A 16,563-nucleotide genomic window follows, 5' to 3' on the forward strand; every position below is an offset into this window, starting at 1 on the left:
GGCTGGGTGATGCCGCCGTGGTCGGTGAAGGTGCCGCGGGCGGCCAGGTGCGGGTGGGCGGGGGCCTCGCGCAGGCTCAGCACGGGCGCCACACAGGCGTCGGAGCCCTCGAAGACGGCGGTCCACTCGTCCCGGGTGCGGGACTTGAAGGCGGCGGCGATCCGTTCGCGCAGCTCGCCCCAGCGGGTCCAGTCCTTGCGGGCGGAGGCGAGGTCGTCCAGGCCGAGCAGGCGCAGGAACTCGGCGTAGAACTTTCCCTCCAGGGCGCCCACCGCCATGTACCGGCCGTCGGCGGTCTCGTAGGTGCCGTAGTAGGGGCAGCCGCCGTCCAGGAGGTTGGCGGCGCGGCGGTCCTGCCAGCCGCCGGCGGCGAGCATGCCGTGGATCATCGTGGACAGGTGGGCGGTGCCGTCCACGATGGCCGCGTCGACGACCTGGCCGGTGCCGGTGGCACGCGCGTGGTGCAGGGCGGCGAGGACGCCGACGACCAGGTAGAGGGAGCCGCCGGCGTAGTCCCCCAGGAGGTTGGCGGGCACCGTCGGGGGTTCGTCCGGGCGGCCGAGCATGCCGAGCGTGCCGGTGAGCGCGATGTAGGAGACGTCGTGGCCGGCGCGCTGGGCGAGCGGGCCGTCCTGGCCCCAGCCGGTCATGCGGCCGTAGACCAGGCGGGGGTTGCGGGCGTGGCAGTCGGCGGGGCCGATGCCGAGCCGCTCGGTGACGCCGGGCCGGTAGCCCTCGATGAGGATGTCGGCCCGCTCGGCGAGGTCCAGGACGCGCGCGGGGCCGTCCGGTGCCTTCAGGTCGACCACGATCGAGCGCTTGTTGCGGTTGGTGACGTCGTAGGCCGGGTCGACGGCGAGGTCCGTGCCGCCCGGGCGGTCCACCCGGACCACGTCGGCGCCCAGGTCGGCCAGCAGCATGGCGGCGAACGGGCCCGGCCCGAGGCCGGCCAGCTCGACCACGCGCACACCCGAGAGCGGGCCGTGGCCCGCCGTCGGCGGTGTCCCTGCCGTTGTCATGCGTCCAGCCCCCAAGCATGTGTGACAGCACTGATGTAACACCGGTGATGCTAAGAACGCGTTCCACCGGGCACAAGACCTGAACGAGCAAGCGCTTAGCCAAGTGCCCGACGCGCCGGTCATCACCCGACCGGGTGATCACCGCCCGCCGCGGCGGCGCGGGCGGCGCGTTTCCGCCGTGCGGCGTCCGGGGTGATCACCGGGGCGTCCGCCCGTCCGTCAACTCGACGGTGACTCCGAGCGGGTGACTGCCGTCTGCCGCCCCGAGGGGGGCGAACGCCTCCCGGTCCGCCCCGGCCACGGCCCTGCGCCGGACGGCTCCGCGGCCGTCCCGGGCAGCGACCGCGCGGACGCGTGCGCTTTCTCCCGCTTCTTCAGGGCATTCCTGGCTACGGCCACCGCTGCCTCCGGGCTGGTCGTCGGGCTCCGCTCTCCTCACGCTAGCCTCGGCCACCGACAGCGGCGCGGGCTGCGCGGCGGGCCGTACGAACCAAGGGGTGTCATGAGCAGGATGAGCAGGCCGGACCGTCCCTACGACCTCGTGCTCTTCGGAGCCACCGGCTTCGTCGGCACGCTCACGGCCCACTACCTCGCCGCGCACGCGCCGCGGGACCTGCGCTGGGCGGTCGCGGGGCGCGACGAGGGGCGGCTGGAGCGGCTGCGCGAGAGCCTGCCCGGCGGCCCCACCGCCGGGGTCCTGCGGGCCGACGTCGCCGAACCGGCCACCGTGCGCGCCCTCGCCGAGCACGCGCGCGTGGTCGCCACGACCGTGGGACCGTACGTGCGCTACGGCGAGGACCTCGTCGCCGCCTGCGCCGACACCGGCACCGACTACCTGGACCTCACCGGCGAGCCGGAGTTCGTGGACCTGACGTACGTCCGGCACGACGCACGCGCGCGTGAGACGGGCGCGCGCCTGGTGCACGCCTGCGGTTTCGACTCCGTACCGCACGACCTGGGCGCGTACTTCACGGTCCGGCAGCTCCCCGAGGGCGTGCCGCTGACCGTGGACGGCTATGTGACCGTCGACGCGGCCTTCTCCGGCGGCACCTTCGCCTCGGCGCTCGGCCAGGTGGCCCGCGGACCGCGGATGCTGGCCGCCGCGCGCGAGCGGGCCCGGCACGAGCCGCGGCTGCCGGGCCGCCGGGTGACGGCCGCGCCGGGCGCGCCGAGGTTCGCCGCGGAGGTCGGCGCCTGGGCGCTGCCGCTGCCCACCCTCGATCCGCAGATCGTGCGCCGTTCGGCGCGGGCGCTGGAGCGGTACGGACCGGACTTCCGGTACCGGCACTACGCCGCCGTGCGGCGCCTGCCGGTCGCCCTCGGCGGGATCGCCGCCGTCGGCGCGGTGACGGCCGCGGCCCAGCTGCCGCCCGCGCGGCGCTGGCTGTCGGACCGGCTCAGGCCGGGCGACGGACCGAGCGCGGAGAAGCGGGCGAAGAGCTGGTTCACCGTGCGGTTCGTCGGCGAGGGCGGCGGCCGGCGGGTGTTCACCGAGGTCGCGGGCGGCGACCCGGGATACGACGAGACGGCGAAGATGTTCGCCGAGGCGGCCCTGTGCCTGGCCTTCGACGACCTGCCGCCGACGGCCGGCCAGGTCACCACGGCGCAGGCGATGGGCGACGCCCTGACCGAACGGCTGCGCACGGCCGGCATCACCTTCCGGGTGGCGGCGGACCGGGAGGCGGCGGAACGCTAGCCGGCCGCCCCCCGTCCGCCGCACGGCCCGGTGCGCGCCTGACACCATGGCAGCTCGTCCCGGACGAGACCAAGGAGGCTGAGCGGACGTGAAGTTCGTGCTCGAAGTGACGATGGACGACGGCGCGGTGGCGCAGGACCGGGTTGCCGAGCTGGAGCGGATCCTGCGGTACTGGGGTGGCAATCTGCGTCACTACGCCCTCGAACCCGGCGACGGTTCGGCGGTGTACGACTCGGCGTATCAGGAGGTCGGCGGCTGGCGCGTCGTCGAGTCCTGAGCCGCCGGGCCCGCCGCTTCCGCCGCCGCCTCGCGCAGTGCCCGCCGGCACAGGGCGTCCGCCCGCCGCGTGGTCTCCGGCAGCCGGAACCGCGGGGTCAGCGCGAGCGTGTGCGCCAAGGCGTTATCGAGGCTCACCCGGTGACCGACCGAGACGAACACCGGCTTGACGCCGTCCCGGGTGCGCAGGGCTCGGCCGACCTCCTCGGTCCCGGCGAGCAGCGGCACGGAACGGCCGCGGGCCGGCTCGGGGTCGTCGTACGTGAAGGTGAACGGGTTCTTGGCGACGCCGATGGTCGGCAGGTCCGTGAGCACGCCCAGGTGGCTCGCCAGGCCGAAGCGGCGCGGGTGGGCCAGGCCGTAGCCGTCGCACACGACCAGGCCGGGCGGGCACGGCAGCCGGTCGAGGGCGGCGCGGACGGTCGGGACCTCCCGGAAGGCGAGGAGCCCGGGCACGTACGGGAAGGAGACCCGGCCGACGGCCGTGGCCTCGGCGACGACCTCCAGCGTGGCGGCGTCCAGCACGACGGCCGCCGCCGCGACCAGGTCCAGGTCGTCGTCGTAGGCGACGTCGACGCCCGTGACCCGGCCGGTCCCGGGCGGCGGCCCCGGCTCGTCCAGCACCACCCGCCCGCGCAGCTCGTCCTGTACGGCGCGGGCCTGTTCCTCGGTCGCGGGCCAGCCCGCGGGTACGCCAACGATCGTCATGCCGGCTGACTGTACGGGCCCGCCGCCGGCCTGCGGCCCGCCGGGGTAGGCTCGTGATCATGTTCGTACTGGAGCTGACCTACACCGCGCCGCTCGACTCCGTGGACGCCGTTCTGCCGGACCATGTGGCCTGGTTGGAGGAGCAGTACGAGAAGGGCTTCTTCCTGGCCTCGGGGCGCAAGAACCCCCGCGACGGCGGGGTGATCCTCGCCGTCGCGGAGGACCGGGCCCGCATCGAGGAGATCGTCGCGAGCGACCCGTTCACGGTCGCCGGCGTGTGCGCCTACCGCATCACGGAGTTCATCGCGACGAAGACGGCGCCCGAACTGGCGCGTCACCGGCAGATCCTCGGCTGAGGCCGAGCACCGCGGCTCGGGCCCGCGGGGCGTCCGGCCTCCCGGCCGTCAGCCCTTCTCGGCGTCAGCCCTTCTTGGCGTTGAGGGCGCGCTGCAACTCGTCCTTGTTCATGTGCGAGCGGCCTTCGATGCCGCGCTGCCTCGCCTCGTTGTACAACTGGTCCCGCGTCGGGCCGTGCGAGCCGACCCGGTTGCCCGACCGCTGACCGCCGCGCTTGCTGGACGACATGTCCTGCGTCGAACTGCGGCTGGCGGTCTTGGACTCGCCGGAGCGGGCGCGTTCCTTGTTCACTGTCCGCGCGGCGATCTCCTTGGCGCGCCCGGTGCTCTCACCCCGGTCCTGCGCGCTCTTCTTGATGTGCTCGTACTGACGTTCGCGCTTGGGGCTGGAACCGGCTGGCATGATCGCTCCCTTCCTTTGCGGCAGGGATCGAGTACCCGCGTCGCGCGCGCTTACCGCACCCGTTCCGCCGCGCCGCCTCACCGTTCGAGCCGCGCCACCCGTCCCTGCTCGCCGGCCGCCCAGCAGCTCAGGTCGGGGGTGCAGGCCACCGTGTCGTAGGAGCCGGTGTCGATCGTCCGCCAGCTGCGCCCGCCGTCGGTGGTCAGGTCGGTGCCGGTCGGGCCGACGGCCAGCGCGGCGGTGCGGCTGTGCGGGAGCCAGGCGGCACCGGAGCGGTACGCGGGCGGCGGGGCGGCGGCGGGCCGCCAGGTCCGGCCGCCGTCGGAGGTGACGGCCGCGGCGTGCGGCGAGGGCTGGTCGGGGCGGTAGTCGCCGCCGACCGCGATGCCGTGGGCGCGGTCACGGAAGGCCAGGGCGAAGACGCCCTTCGCCGGGTCGCCCGCGGGGACCGGCGTGCCGGCGGCCGTCCAGGTCAGCCCGCGGTCGGCGGAGTGCAGCACGCGCGCGTGGGCGCCGCCGCCGGTGGCCAGCCAGACGTCCCGGGGGCCGGAGGCGACCAGGCACTGGCCGCTCGCGGCGAACCCCGCCTCGCCGTCCAGCGCGGGCGGCATGCCGTCCGCGGGCAGCACGCGCCAGGAGCGTCCGCCGTCGGCGGTGGACAGGACGCGGAACCTGCCGTCCACGGGGTCGCTCACGACGAGGCCGTGGCGGCGGTCGAAGAAGGCCATGCAGTCGTAGAAGGCCTTCGGGTCGGGGTTGCGGAAGGACTCCGTCCAGGTCGTGCCGCCGTCGTCGGTGCGGTACACGCGGGACGCGTCGCCCTCGCCGATGGCCAGCACCACGGCGCGCCGCGCGTCGAACGCCGTCACGTCCCGGAACTGCAGCTCGGCCGCCCCCGGCGGAGAGACGTTCCGCCAGCGGGCGCCGCCGTCCGTGGTGCGCAGCACCGTGCCGCCGGTGCCGGCCAGCCAGGCGGTGCGCCGGTCGACGGCCGCGAGGCCCCGGAAGCGGATCCCCGGCGTGCCGGTGTCCTGCACCGCCCAGTGCACGCCGGTCCGGTCCGGGCCCGTCCGGCCCGCGCTCAGCGGCTCGGTGCCGCCGCCCTGCCCGAGCGGGCGGGCCTCGGCCGCCGGGACCGTCAGGGCGGCCAGGACCGCCCCGCACGTCACTCCCGCCGCCGCCAGCCGGCCCGCCCGTCCCCTGCGTCGCGTGCTCCCCGAGCGCCTCATGGCGGCCGAAGCTAGCCGCACTCCCCCGACCCCGTCCAGAGGGCCTGCCCCGCCGGGCGCGACGGCGGACGCGCGCGAACGGCCGTGCGTTCCCCGTGCATGAAGGCGGTGACCGAGGTCACTCGTTCCGGGTGTGCACGCATCGGCCGATTCCGTCGTCTCTTCCAGTGCCGGGTGTCGCCCGCCCCGGCGTAGTCCAGCCGCAACGAGGGAGCAAGGCGTTGTCCACCGTCATCGAGCAGCCCGTAGAGGCCCGTCTCGTCGCCGCCGCACCGCGCATGCCGAACATTCCCGCCACGCTGCGCTACGACCGGCGCGACCCCTTCGCCGTCCGCATGACGTTCCCCGCCCCGGCCACCCTGGAGGGTGTCGAGGTGTGCTGGACCTTCTCCCGGGAACTGCTCGCCGCGGGACTCCAGGGCCCCGAGGGCCAGGGTGACGTGCGCGTGCGGCCCTACGGCTACGACCGCACGGTGCTGGAGTTCCACGCCCCCGAGGGCACCGCGATCGTGCATGTGCGCTCGGGCGAGATACGGCGGTTCCTGGAGGCGGCCGACGCCCTGGTCCCGGCCGGCCTGGAGCACCTCCAGCTCGACCTGGACCACGATCTGGCCGAGCTGATGCGGGACGCCTGCTGAGCGTCCCGCGCGCGTGAGGGCCGGCGCGTTAAATCGCGTTGACAGCCCTCCAGCGCCTTTTTACGCTGTACAGCGGTTCTGTTGCCGTCGATTGGAGAAGGACGTTGCTCGTCTGAGGTCTTGAGACACCGCGTCGCACCCGTGAGGTGTGCGTGGCGTACGACCTCGGCGTCCGAGCCGTCCTCCGGCACAGGCCTTTTTTCGTGGCCCCTCTCGTGCCCTTCGGTTTCCGCCTCGCGGTGTCTCGACACGCGTCCACCCGAACGCTCACACCCCTCGCGAGGCGCCCATGTCTGCTTCCCTCACCTGTACCTCCCTGTCGTTCACCTGGGCCGACGGCACCGCCGTCTTCGACGGCCTGGACGTCGCCTTCGGCCCCGGCCGGACCGGGCTCGTCGGCGTCAACGGATCGGGCAAGTCCACCCTGCTCAAGCTGCTGGCCGGGGAACTCGTCCCGGCCGACGGCACCGTCAAGGCGGCCGGCGAGATCGGCTACCTCCCGCAGAACGTCACGCTCGACACCGCGCTCCGCGTCGACCAGGCGCTCGGCATCGCCGAGCGGCGGGCCGCCCTGCACGCCATCGAGGCGGGCGACGTCGCCGAGGAGCACTTCGAGACCGTCGGCGACGACTGGGACGTCGAGGAGCGCGCCCTGGTCACCCTCGGCGAACTCGGTCTCGGCCACATCGGCCTGGACCGGACCGTCGGCGAGGTGTCCGGCGGCGAGTCGGTGCTGCTGCGGCTCGCCGCGCTGCTGCTGCGCCGTCCCGACATCCTGCTGCTGGACGAGCCCACCAACAACCTCGACCTGTACGCGCGCCGGCGGCTGTACCAGGCCGTCGCCTCCTGGCCGGGCGTCCTGGTCGTGGTGAGCCACGACCGGGAACTGCTCGACCTGGTCGACCAGATCGCGGAGCTGCGCTCCGGGGAGGTCGCCTGGTTCGGCGGCAACTTCTCCGCCTACGAGGAGGCCCTGGCCGTGGAACAGGAGGCGGCCGAGCGCATGGTGCGGGTCGCCGAGGCCGATGTGCGCAAGCAGAAGCGCGAACTGGCCGACGCCCAGGTCAAGCTGGCCCGCCGCAAGCGGTACGGCCAGAAGATGTGGGACTCCAAGCGCGAACCGAAGATCGTCATGGGCGCGCGCAGACGCGCCGCCCAGGAGTCCGCGGGCAAGCACCGCATCATGCACGAGGAACGGCTCGCCGAGGCCCGGGAACGGCTGGACGAGGCGGTGGAGGCGGTACGGGACGACGACGAGATCCGTATCGACCTGCCGTACACGGCCGTACCGCCCGGCCGGCAGGTGCTCACCCTGGAGAAACTGGAAACGGCCTACCACGCGCGCGTGCCGGGCATCCTCGATCTGCGCGGCCCGGAGCGGATCGCGCTGGTCGGCCGCAACGGCGCCGGCAAGACGACGCTGCTGCGGACCGTCGCCGGGGAGCTGACGCCGGTGACCGGCACGGCGACGGCACACGTCCCGCTGCGGTTCCTGCCCCAGCGACTGGACGTGCTGGACGACGACCTGTCGGTCGCCGAGAACGTGGCCCGGTTCGCGCCGGGCGCCACCAACAACCGGATCCGGGCCCGTCTCGCCCGCTTCCTGTTCCGCGGCGGGCGGGCCGACCAGAAGGCGGCCACCCTGTCGGGCGGTGAGCGTTTCCGGGCTGCCCTGGCCGCGCTGATGCTCGCCGAGCCCGCACCCCAGTTGCTGCTGCTGGACGAGCCGACCAACAACCTCGACATGGCCAGCGTGCGGCAGCTGACCACGGCCCTGGACTCGTACGAGGGGGCGCTGATCGTGGCCAGCCACGACCTGCCGTTCCTGGAGTCGATCGGGATCACGCGGTGGCTGCTGATGGAGGGAGGGGAGCTGACGGAGACCACGCCCGAGGCGCTCGCCGATCCGGCCTGACCGGCCGGCGGGGTCCCGGCGGGGGCACGGGCCGACGGCGGGGGTTTTGCCCTGGCCGGAGTGACCTGCATGATGACGGACCGGCGCCGTGTGAGCGGCGCCGGACACCGCACCATCGCACCGACCGATTCGAAAGGCCCGTCGTGCCCAGCAAGAAGGCCCTCGTCCGCCGCCCCAGCCCCCGCCTCGCCGACGGCCTGGTGACGCACATCGAGCGGGAGAAGGTCGACGTCGGGCTCGCCGGCGAACAGTGGGAGGCCTACGTCGCGGCCCTGCGCGCGCACGGCTGGGAGACGATCGAGGTCGAACCGGCCGACGACTGCCCGGACTCGGTGTTCGTCGAGGACACCGTCGTCATGTACAAGAACGTGGCGTTGATCACCCGGCCCGGCGCGGAGTCCCGGCGGGCGGAGACGGCCGGCGTCGAGGAGGCCGTGGCCCGCCTGGGCTGCTCGGTGAACTGGATATGGGAGCCGGGCACGCTGGACGGCGGCGACGTCCTGAAGGTCGGCGACACCGTGTACGTCGGGCGCGGCGGGCGGACCAACGCGGCCGGCGTGCAGCAGCTGCGGGCGGCCTTCGAGCCGCTCGGCGCCCGCGTGGTGGCCGTGCCCGTGAGCAGGGTGCTGCATCTGAAGTCGGCGGTGACCGCGCTGCCCGACGGCACGGTGATCGGGCACATCCCGAAGATCGACCGGCCGTCGCTGTTCCCGGGGTTCCTGTCGGTGCCGGAGGAGTCCGGCGCGCACGTGGTGCTGCTCGGCGGCAGCACGCTGCTGATGGCGGCGAGCGCGCCGAGGACCGCGGAGCTGCTGACCGATCTCGGCCACGAGGTGGTGACGGTCGACATCAGCGAGTTCGAGAAGCTGGAGGGCTGTGTGACCTGCCTCTCGGTGCGCCTGCGGGAGCTGTACGCCTGACCGGTGATCCTCTCCGTCCGGCAGCCCCGGGACCTGCGGGTCCCGGGGCTGTTCGGCATGCCCGCGGACGACCCGCGCGGGTGGGCTGAGCAGGGGTTCTTTACAGCACTCTTAACCTACGGCTTCGTAACCTACGGATTCGTAGCCTACGATCACGTAGGTTTCCGGCACCGCTCGCCGGGCCACCCCCCTTTTCTCCCCCTTTGTTCGGCGTCCCCCTGGAGTTCCCGTGACGATCACTTCCCCCCATCTCGCCAGCCCGTCCGTCTGGACCGACGCGCGGCTGCTGTACGCGCTGGAGGAAGTCGTCGAGACCGAGTTGAACCGGCATCTGAAGGTCGCCAAGGACTGGATGCCGCACGAGTACGTGCCGTGGAGCGACGGCCGCAACTTCCCGGGCCTGTTCGAGGACGGGGAGGCCTGGCAGAAGGACCAGTCCAAGGTGACGGAGATCGGCCGGATCGCCCTCGTCGTCAACCTGCTGACCGAGGACAACCTGCCGAGCTACCACCACGAGATCGCCACGCTCTTCGGCCGCGACGGCGCCTGGGGCACCTGGGTGCACCGCTGGACGGCCGAGGAGGGCCGGCACGGCATCGTGATGCGGGACTACCTGCTGGCCTCGCGGGCGGTGGACCCGGACCAGCTGGAGCGGTTCCGCATGGCGCACATGAGCGAGGGCTTCGAGTCCGACAACCGGCACTCGATGCTGCACTCGATCGCCTACGTCGCCTTCCAGGAGCTGGCCACGCGGATCTCCCACCGCAACACCGGCCACCAGTCCGGGGACCCGGTCTGCGACCGGATGCTGGCCCGGATCGCGACCGACGAGAACCTGCACATGGTGTTCTACCGCAACCTGCTGAAGGCCGCCTTCGAGCTGGCGCCCGACCTGACCATGCAGGCGGTGCGGGACGTCGTCGTGAACTTCCGCATGCCCGGTCACGGCCTCCCCGGCTTCGAGCGGGCCGCCGCGCAGATGGCGATCGGCGAGGTCTACAACCTGCGCATCCACCACGACGACGTGCTGCAGCCGGTGCTGCGCTTCCTGAAGGTCATGGAGATCGACGGCCTCGGCCCCGAGGGCCGCCAGGCGCAGGAGGAACTCGGCCTGTTCATGGGCGGGCTGGACGCGGAGGCCCTGAAGTTCGACGAGAAGCTGGCCGCGCGCAAGGCCCGGATGGCGGCGCGCGCCGGAGCCTGACGCCCCGCGCACGGGCCGGGCGGTCGTCCGGAGGCCGTCGGGAGGGTGTCAGGGGGTGACCTGGGCCATCGCGCGGCGTCGGGGGACGGACGGATCGGGGACGATGCGGGCGGGCGACGCCGGGTCCGAGGACACCCCGGCCGTGTCAGCGGGCGGCACCAGGGCCGGTGACAACCCGGCGATACCGGCGAGGCGACACCAAAGCCGGTCACAGCCCGGCGATACCGGCGAGGCGACACCAAAGCCGGCCACAGACCGGCAATACCGGCGAAGCGACACCAAAGCCGGTCACAGACCGGCAATACCGGCGGGCGGCGTCAGGGGCCGGCGGCTGGCGGCGGTGCCGGCGGGCGGTACCAAGGGCCGGCGGCTGGTGGCAGGGCCGACGGCGGGCGGTACCCAGGGGCTGGCGGCAGCCGGCAGTGCCGGCGGGCTGTCAGCGGGCGGTGCGGCGCAGGGCCAGGCGTTCCTTCTCGGACAGGCCGCCCCAGACGCCGAACCGCTCGTCGTTCGCCAGGGCGTAGTCCAGACAGGCGGGGCGCAGCTCGCACATGGCGCAGATGCGCTTCGCCTCGCGCACCGAGCTGCCGGGCTCCGGGAAGAAGAAGTCCGGCCCGGTCTGCGCGCACAGGGCCTGCGCCTGCCAGGTGTCGTCGGCCGGGGTGATGGTTTCGTAGTGCATGGCCAGGAGCCTGCCCCACGCCGAAAAACGCTCGATCAACGCCGGCTCAACGACGGCCCGCCGGCGCCGGCTGACCGCGTTCCCCCGACGCCGGCCGACGGCGCGCTCGGCATCTCCGGCCGACCCGATGATGCGCGCCGGGCCCGGTGCGTGCACGGCGGCGCGCGGGACCGGTGGGAAAACCGGGAGAACGCGCGCCGTCACGCTCGGTGAGAGCGGGGCGGTCCGGCGCGTCGCGGTGCTCCGGCGGCGATTGTCAGTGGGCGGTGCCAGACTCGGCAGTGCACAGGACGGGACCCCTTGCGAGGAGGGCCGAGATGCTCACCACCCGTTTCGTCGACGGCGCGCCCAACTGGATCGACGTCGGCAGCCCCGACCTCGACGGCGCCGCCTCCTTCTACGGCGCCCTCTTCGGCTGGCGGTTCGTGTCGGCGGGGCCGGACGCCGGGGGCTACGGCTTCTTCCAGCTGGACGGCAGAACCGTGGCGGGCGGCATGCGGACCGGGCCCGAGCAGGGACCGCCGGCCTGGACGGTGTACTTCCGCAGCGAGGACGCGCAGGCCACCGCCAAGGCGGCCGAAGAGGCCCACGGCAGCGTGCTGTTCCAGCCGATGGACGTGATGGGCGAGGGGCGTATGGCGATCCTCGCCGACCGGGCGGGCGTGCCGTTCGGGATCTGGCAGCCGGGGCGGACCGCGGGCGTGGACATGGCGGGCGAGCCGGGCGCGCTGTGCTGGGTCGAGTTGTACACGCCGGACATCGCGGCAGCCGCCGCGTTCTACCGCCGGGTGCTCGGCCTGGAGACGTCCGGGGTGCCCTTCCCGGGCGGGACGTACACCTGCGTCCAACCCGACGGTGCCGGGGAGGACGCCATGTTCGGCGGGATGGTGCCGCTGGCCGACGACCCGTCCGAGGCCGAGTCCGGTGCGTACTGGCTGCCGTACTTCGAGGTGGCGGACACCGATGCCGTGGTCGAGCGGGCACAGCGGCTCGGCGGGACGGTGCGGATGCCCGCCACGAGCGTGGAGGGCGTGGGCCGCATGGCCAAGCTCGCCGATCCGTACGGGGTCCGGTTCGCGGTGATCAGGGGTGAGCCGGCGCAGGGCTGAGCCGCCGCGAGCGCCACGGGCCGGGTCACGCGGAGGCGCGGCGTATCAGGGTCGTCGGCAGGATCACCGCCGACGCCGGTGAGCCCGGGCCGCCGGCCGTCGGGCGCTGCCGGTCCCGGTCCTCGGACAGGCCCTGCAGCAGCAGGCGGGCCATCAGCCGGCCCATCTCCTCGATGTCCTGACGGACCGTGGTCAGCGGGGGGTCGGTCTGCTCGGTGACCGGCACCATGTCGTCGAAGCCGACGACGGCCACGTCCTCGGGCACCCGTCGGCCGCTCGCGCGCAGTACCCGCAGGGCGCCGAGGGCGGTGAGGTCGTTGGCGGCGAACACGGCGTCGACGTCCGGGCAGCGGTCGAGGAGTTCCCGCATGGCGCGTTCGCCGCCGGCCGGGGTGAAGTCGCTCTCCACCACCAGCCGTGGGTCGCTCTCGCCCAGGACGTCGGCCATGACGTCCCGGTAGCCGTCGAGCCGGTCCGCCGCCGAGGTCTGGTCCAGCGCGCCGGTGATGTGCGCGACGCGCCGGCGGCCGAGGTCCAGCAGGTGCCGTACCGCCGCGCGGGCCCCGCCCCGGTTGTCGCAGTCGACGTACACCACGCCCGGGTCCGCCGCGCGGGCGTCCTCGCCCCAGCCGGGGCGTCCGCCGAACACGGTGGGCACGCCGGCGTCGTGGATGAGGCCGGGCAGCGGGTCGTCCAGGTGCAGGGAGAAGACCAGGGCGCCGTCGACATGGCCGCCGGCGAGATACCGGGCCACGCGCGCGTGGTCGGCGCGGCCCTCGGTGAGCAGCAGCACCAGCTGGTTGTCGTGCGCGGTCAGCTCCTTGCTGATGCCGCGCAGCTGGAGGGCGAAGAAGGGGTCGGCGAAGACCCGGCTCTCGGGCTCGGCGATGACGACCGCGACGGCGTCGTGCCGCCGGGTGACGAGGCTGCGCGCCGCCTGGTTGGGGACGTAGCCCAGCTCCTCCACGGCCCGCCGGACCCGTTCGGCCAGCGGCTCACGCACCCCGTCGCCGCCGTTGACCACCCGGGACACGGTGGCGCGGGACACGCCGGCCCGTGCGGCCACGGCCTCCAGTGTGGGGCGCGAGACTGCCTCGGTCACTTCGGGACTCCTCCTCGGCGCGGCTGGCGATCAGGATAGCCGCGCGGCGCCCGTCCGGCCGGTGCCGGAACGGACCCGGGCGGCAGCTCAGCCCAGCAGGTCGACCGTCGTCCCGATGCCCCGGCGCTCCGCCGCCCGGAACGCGGACCAGGCGAGGGCGAGGTCCTGCCAGGGCAGTCCTACGGGGGCGTACACCGTGCGCTGAAGGCGCGAGGTCCGGCCGGGGTGGGTGCCGCGCAGGATGTCGGTGAGGGTGGCGTCGGCGGCCGTCCGGGACAGTCCGGGCGCCGCCGACACGCCGGTCCGGGCGGCCAGTTCCCGGTCGTCGACCACGAGGAGGGCCGCGTCCAGCAGGTCGGCGGCGAGTTCCCGCTTGCCGGGTTCGTCGGTGCCGAGGCTGGTGAAGTGCTGCCCGGCGCGGGTGTCGGCGAGGGCGAGCAGCGGGGCCCGGGACCAGGTCGCGAGCAGGACGACGTCGGCCGCGTCGGCCACCGCCCGGGCGGAGCCGAGCACCCGGCCGCCGTGCCGGGCGGCGAACGCGGCGGCCCGGCCGGGGTCGGTGTCGTGGACGACGAGGTCCCGCGGCCGGCGCTCGCTCGTCAGACCGCGCAGCGTCGACTCGGCCTGCGCGCCCGCGCCGATCACGCCGAGGACGTCGTAGTCGGCGGGTGCCAGCAGCCCGGTGCCGAGGGCGGCGGCCAGGCCGGTGCGCCAGGCCGTCACGGTCGCGGAGTCCAGCAGCGCGAGCAGTTCGCCGTCGGCCCCGGCGTGCAGGCAGATCACCCCGCGCAGGGCGGGCCTGGCACCGGGGAACTTGGCGTTCACCTTCACCGTGTAGGCGTCGACACCGGGCAGCAGGCCGGGGATCAGGGCGGTGGCGGTGCCGGGGAAGGGCAGGTCGGTGCGGACCCGTCGGCCGGAGACGGTGACCGCGTCGGCCGTGCGGAAGCCGTCGCGCAGGGCGGCGAGACAGGCCGCGGGCTCCAGCACGGCCTCCAGATCGCTTCGGGTCAGCACACGGGTCATCCCGCCATGATCGCTCACCGGCCCGCCGGGGCGCGTGGACCGAGTCCGTGCACCCCCGCTCCCGCACGCCTCCCGGACGGCGCCCCCTGTGAGTGTCGCCCCCCGTCAGGACGACGGTTCGCGCCGGGCCCGGCTCGGCTGGACGCGTTTCGGTTCGCCGGGCATCTTCGGGTACTCCGGCGGGTACGGCAGGTCGGCCAGGCCGTGGTCGTGTTCGTCCCGGCGGGCCAGTTCCAGCAGCGCGTCCAGCGAGTAGGCGTGGTCGTCCATGTCGGCGTGCACGTCGCCGAGTTCGGCGAACCGGGCCGGCATGGTCGCGAGGTCGAAGTCGCGGGGCTGGGCGACACCGACCTCCTCCCAGCGCAACGGTGCCGAGACGGGGGCGTGCGGGCGGGGACGTACGGAGTAGGCGGACGCGATGGTGCGATCTCGCGCTGTCTGGTTGTAGTCGAGAAAAATACGACGCCCGCGTTCCTCCTTCCACCACTTGATGGTCACCTGCTCGGGCATCCGGCGCTCCATCTCCCGCCCCACCGCGATCGCCGCGCGGCGCACCTGGGTGAAGGTCCAGCGCGGTTCGATGGGGACGAAGACGTGCAGGCCCCGGCCGCCAGAGGTCTTGGGCCAGCCGCGCAGCCCGCCGAACTCGTCCAGCACGGCGCGCAGTTCGTGGGCGGCGCGGGCCGCGTCGGCGTAGTCCGTGCCGGGCTGCGGGTCGAGGTCGATGCGGAGTTCGTCGGGGCGGTCGACGTCGGTGGCGCGCACCGGCCAGGGGTGGAAGGTGAGGGTGCCGTACTGGGCGGCCCACACCACGGCGGCCTCCTCGGTCGGGCACATCTCGTCGGCGCTGCGCCCGCTGGGAAACGTGATGTGGGCGGTCGGGATCCAGTCGGGCATGCCCTTGGGGGCCCGCTTCTGGAAGAACCATTCGCCGCCGACGCCGTCCGGGTAGCGCTCCAGGGTGGTGGGGCGGTTGCGCAGGGCGCGCAGGATGCCGGGGCCGACGGCGGTGTAGTACCGGGCGAGGTCCAGCTTGGTGAAACCGCGCTCCGGGAAGAACACCTTGTCCGGGCTGGACAGCCGTACGGTCCGGCCGCCCACCTGTAGTTCCACCGCATCGCCCATGCGGCCACGGTAGGCGCACCCCGCACAGCTCGCATACCGGGCAAAGCAGTAGGTATGCGAGCAGAATCAAAGGCATGGATCTCCCCGTCATGCCGCCCGTGAAGCCGATGCTCGCCAAGTCGGTGGCGAAGATCCCGCCCGGGATGCACTACGAGGCGAAGTGGGACGGCTTCCGGTCGATCGTGTTCCGGGACGGGGCCGAGGTCGAGCTGGGCAGCCGTACCGGAAAGCCGCTGACCAGGTACTTTCCCGAGCGGGCCGAGGCACTGAAGGAGCGGCTGCCCGAGCGGTGCGTGCTGGACGGGGAGATCGTGATCGCGCGGGGCGGCCGGCTGGACTTCGACGCGCTGACCGAGCGGATCCACCCGGCGGCCTCCCGGGTGCGGATGCTGGCCGAGAAGACCCCGGCCTCCTTCGTCGCCTTCGACCTGCTGGCCCTGGACGACCACGCCCTGCTCGACGTCCCGCTGACCGACCGCCGCGCCCTGCTGGACCGGGCCCTCGCCGCGGCGACCCCGCCGGTGCACGTGGCGCCCTCCACGACCGACATCGAGGTGGCCCGGCAGTGGTTCGAGCAGTTCGAGGGCGCCGGTCTGGACGGGGTCGTGGCCAAGCCGCTCACCCTGCACTACCTCCAGGACGAGCGGGCCATGTTCAAGATCAAGCACGAGCGGACGGCGGACGTCGTCGTCGCCGGGTACCGCTTCCACAAGAGCGGCCCGGTGGTGGGCTCGCTGCTGCTGGGTCTGTACGACGAGCAGGGCCGGCTCCAGCACGTGGGCGTGTCGGCGGCGTTCGCCATGAAGAAGCGCGCCGAACTGGTCGCGGAGCTGGAGCCGCTGCGCATGGACGACGTGTCCGGGCACCCGTGGGCCGCCTGGGCGGACGAGGCCGCGCACGAGACGGCCCGGCTGCCGGGCGCGCCGAGCCGCTGGTCGGGCAAGAAGGACCTGTCCTGGGTGCCGCTGCGGCCGGAGCGGGTGGCCGAGGTGGCGTACGACCACATGGAGAACGGGCAGCGGTTCCGGCACACGGCCCGCTTCCGCCGCTGGCGCCCGGACCGTACGCCGGAGAGCTGCACCTACGCCCAGTTGGAGGAGCCGGTGCGCTACGACCTGGCGGAGATCCTCGGCGAGAAGCACCGCGGCTGAGGCG

At 73.9% G+C, this 16,563-nt stretch carries 17 protein-coding genes; 9 read left to right on the forward strand and 8 right to left on the reverse strand.

The window, feature by feature from the left end; translation table 11 throughout:
- Positions 1-1,019, reverse strand: a 1,019-nt coding sequence (locus tag CCN44_RS13265; RefSeq protein WP_208639765.1) for a CaiB/BaiF CoA transferase family protein, incomplete at its 3' end; no start/stop codon positions are given.
- Between the two features lie 502 nt (positions 1,020-1,521).
- Between CCN44_RS13265 and CCN44_RS13270 the strand changes: the two genes are divergently transcribed.
- Both CCN44_RS13270 and CCN44_RS13275 read left to right on the forward strand, forming a co-directional pair.
- A complete protein-coding gene (locus tag CCN44_RS13270) occupies positions 1,522-2,715 on the forward strand; it encodes a saccharopine dehydrogenase family protein (RefSeq protein ID WP_189396989.1) in 1,194 nt (397 codons plus the stop codon).
- 88 nt (positions 2,716-2,803) lie between these two features.
- Complete coding sequence (locus CCN44_RS13275) at positions 2,804-2,992, forward strand: hypothetical protein (protein WP_086697760.1); 189 nt, start codon at positions 2,804-2,806, stop codon at positions 2,990-2,992.
- Here CCN44_RS13275 and CCN44_RS13280 read toward each other — a convergent pair.
- The gene (locus CCN44_RS13280) at positions 2,956-3,699 is read right to left on the reverse strand and encodes an endonuclease V (RefSeq protein ID WP_086697761.1); all 744 of its coding nucleotides are present in this window, start codon (positions 3,697-3,699) and stop codon (positions 2,956-2,958) included. The two genes, CCN44_RS13275 and CCN44_RS13280, sit on opposite strands and share 37 nt — an antisense overlap.
- Positions 3,700-3,758: 59 nt before the next feature.
- Here CCN44_RS13280 and CCN44_RS13285 point away from each other — a divergent pair, with 59 nt between their 5' ends.
- On the forward strand, positions 3,759-4,055 hold the full coding sequence (locus tag CCN44_RS13285) for a YciI family protein (protein WP_059255378.1): 297 nt from the start codon (positions 3,759-3,761) through the stop codon (positions 4,053-4,055).
- A 64-nt stretch (positions 4,056-4,119) separates the two neighbouring features.
- Here CCN44_RS13285 and CCN44_RS13290 read toward each other — a convergent pair whose 3' ends face one another.
- Both CCN44_RS13290 and CCN44_RS13295 read right to left on the reverse strand, forming a co-directional pair.
- Entirely contained in the window at positions 4,120-4,458 is a 339-nt protein-coding gene (locus CCN44_RS13290; protein ID WP_014676172.1) for a hypothetical protein, read from the reverse strand.
- Between the two features lie 77 nt (positions 4,459-4,535).
- Positions 4,536-5,687 carry a WD40/YVTN/BNR-like repeat-containing protein gene (locus CCN44_RS13295; protein WP_237481716.1) on the reverse strand — a complete coding sequence of 384 codons (1,152 nt, stop codon included), beginning with the start codon at positions 5,685-5,687 and terminating at the stop codon, positions 4,536-4,538.
- Between the two features lie 221 nt (positions 5,688-5,908).
- Here CCN44_RS13295 and ssgD point away from each other — a divergent pair, with 221 nt between their 5' ends.
- The 4 genes from ssgD to CCN44_RS13315 all read left to right on the forward strand — a co-directional run bounded on the left by ssgD (position 5,909) and on the right by CCN44_RS13315 (position 10,364).
- Entirely contained in the window at positions 5,909-6,325 is a 417-nt protein-coding gene (ssgD, locus tag CCN44_RS13300; protein ID WP_059254539.1) for a spore wall synthesis regulator SsgD, read from the forward strand.
- 289 nt (positions 6,326-6,614) lie between these two features.
- The gene (locus CCN44_RS13305) at positions 6,615-8,240 is read left to right on the forward strand and encodes an ABC-F family ATP-binding cassette domain-containing protein (RefSeq protein WP_086697763.1); all 1,626 of its coding nucleotides are present in this window, start codon (positions 6,615-6,617) and stop codon (positions 8,238-8,240) included.
- 143 nt (positions 8,241-8,383) lie between these two features.
- Positions 8,384-9,160 carry a dimethylargininase gene (ddaH, locus tag CCN44_RS13310; RefSeq protein WP_059254536.1) on the forward strand — a complete coding sequence of 259 codons (777 nt, stop codon included), beginning with the start codon at positions 8,384-8,386 and terminating at the stop codon, positions 9,158-9,160.
- A gap of 229 nt (positions 9,161-9,389) precedes the next feature.
- Complete coding sequence (locus CCN44_RS13315; protein ID WP_059254534.1) at positions 9,390-10,364, forward strand: acyl-ACP desaturase; 975 nt, start codon at positions 9,390-9,392, stop codon at positions 10,362-10,364.
- A 436-nt stretch (positions 10,365-10,800) separates the two neighbouring features.
- Here the strand turns inward: CCN44_RS13315 and CCN44_RS13320 are convergent, their stop codons facing one another.
- On the reverse strand, positions 10,801-11,046 hold the full coding sequence (locus CCN44_RS13320) for a WhiB family transcriptional regulator (RefSeq protein ID WP_030643251.1): 246 nt from the start codon (positions 11,044-11,046) through the stop codon (positions 10,801-10,803).
- Between the two features lie 317 nt (positions 11,047-11,363).
- Between CCN44_RS13320 and CCN44_RS13325 the strand changes: the two genes are divergently transcribed.
- A complete protein-coding gene (locus CCN44_RS13325; RefSeq protein ID WP_086697764.1) occupies positions 11,364-12,155 on the forward strand; it encodes a VOC family protein in 792 nt (263 codons plus the stop codon).
- 25 nt (positions 12,156-12,180) lie between these two features.
- Here the strand turns inward: CCN44_RS13325 and CCN44_RS13330 are convergent, their stop codons facing one another.
- The 3 genes from CCN44_RS13330 to ligD all read right to left on the reverse strand — a co-directional run bounded on the left by CCN44_RS13330 (position 12,181) and on the right by ligD (position 15,408).
- A complete protein-coding gene (locus CCN44_RS13330) occupies positions 12,181-13,257 on the reverse strand; it encodes a LacI family DNA-binding transcriptional regulator (RefSeq protein ID WP_059254530.1) in 1,077 nt (358 codons plus the stop codon).
- Positions 13,258-13,344: 87 nt separating this feature from the next.
- A complete protein-coding gene (locus tag CCN44_RS13335) occupies positions 13,345-14,283 on the reverse strand; it encodes an ornithine cyclodeaminase family protein (RefSeq protein WP_086697765.1) in 939 nt (312 codons plus the stop codon).
- A 105-nt stretch (positions 14,284-14,388) separates the two neighbouring features.
- On the reverse strand, positions 14,389-15,408 hold the full coding sequence (gene ligD, locus CCN44_RS13340; RefSeq protein ID WP_189396990.1) for a non-homologous end-joining DNA ligase: 1,020 nt from the start codon (positions 15,406-15,408) through the stop codon (positions 14,389-14,391).
- A gap of 74 nt (positions 15,409-15,482) precedes the next feature.
- On the opposite strand from ligD, the gene CCN44_RS13345 reads away from it, so the two are divergent.
- Positions 15,483-16,559 carry an ATP-dependent DNA ligase gene (locus CCN44_RS13345; RefSeq protein ID WP_086697766.1) on the forward strand — a complete coding sequence of 359 codons (1,077 nt, stop codon included), beginning with the start codon at positions 15,483-15,485 and terminating at the stop codon, positions 16,557-16,559.
- Positions 16,560-16,563: the final 4 nt, after the last annotated feature.

The organism is Streptomyces tricolor, from assembly GCF_002155905.1.
Lineage (GTDB): Bacteria > Actinomycetota > Actinomycetes > Streptomycetales > Streptomycetaceae > Streptomyces > Streptomyces tricolor.

Coding starts and splice junctions, on each gene's coding strand:
- CCN44_RS13305 (WP_086697763.1), top strand. CDS start 6,615: ATGTCTGCTTCCCTCACCTGTACCTCCCTGTCGTTCACCTGGGCCGAC.
- ligD (WP_189396990.1), bottom strand. CDS start 15,408: ATGGGCGATGCGGTGGAACTACAGGTGGGCGGCCGGACCGTACGGCTG.
- CCN44_RS13290 (WP_014676172.1), bottom strand. CDS start 4,458: ATGCCAGCCGGTTCCAGCCCCAAGCGCGAACGTCAGTACGAGCACATC.
- CCN44_RS13325 (WP_086697764.1), top strand. CDS start 11,364: ATGCTCACCACCCGTTTCGTCGACGGCGCGCCCAACTGGATCGACGTC.
- CCN44_RS13345 (WP_086697766.1), top strand. CDS start 15,483: ATGGATCTCCCCGTCATGCCGCCCGTGAAGCCGATGCTCGCCAAGTCG.
- CCN44_RS13285 (WP_059255378.1), top strand. CDS start 3,759: ATGTTCGTACTGGAGCTGACCTACACCGCGCCGCTCGACTCCGTGGAC.
- CCN44_RS13320 (WP_030643251.1), bottom strand. CDS start 11,046: ATGCACTACGAAACCATCACCCCGGCCGACGACACCTGGCAGGCGCAG.
- CCN44_RS13335 (WP_086697765.1), bottom strand. CDS start 14,283: ATGACCCGTGTGCTGACCCGAAGCGATCTGGAGGCCGTGCTGGAGCCC.
- CCN44_RS13270 (WP_189396989.1), top strand. CDS start 1,522: ATGAGCAGGATGAGCAGGCCGGACCGTCCCTACGACCTCGTGCTCTTC.
- CCN44_RS13295 (WP_237481716.1), bottom strand. CDS start 5,687: ATGAGGCGCTCGGGGAGCACGCGACGCAGGGGACGGGCGGGCCGGCTG.
- CCN44_RS13280 (WP_086697761.1), bottom strand. CDS start 3,699: ATGACGATCGTTGGCGTACCCGCGGGCTGGCCCGCGACCGAGGAACAG.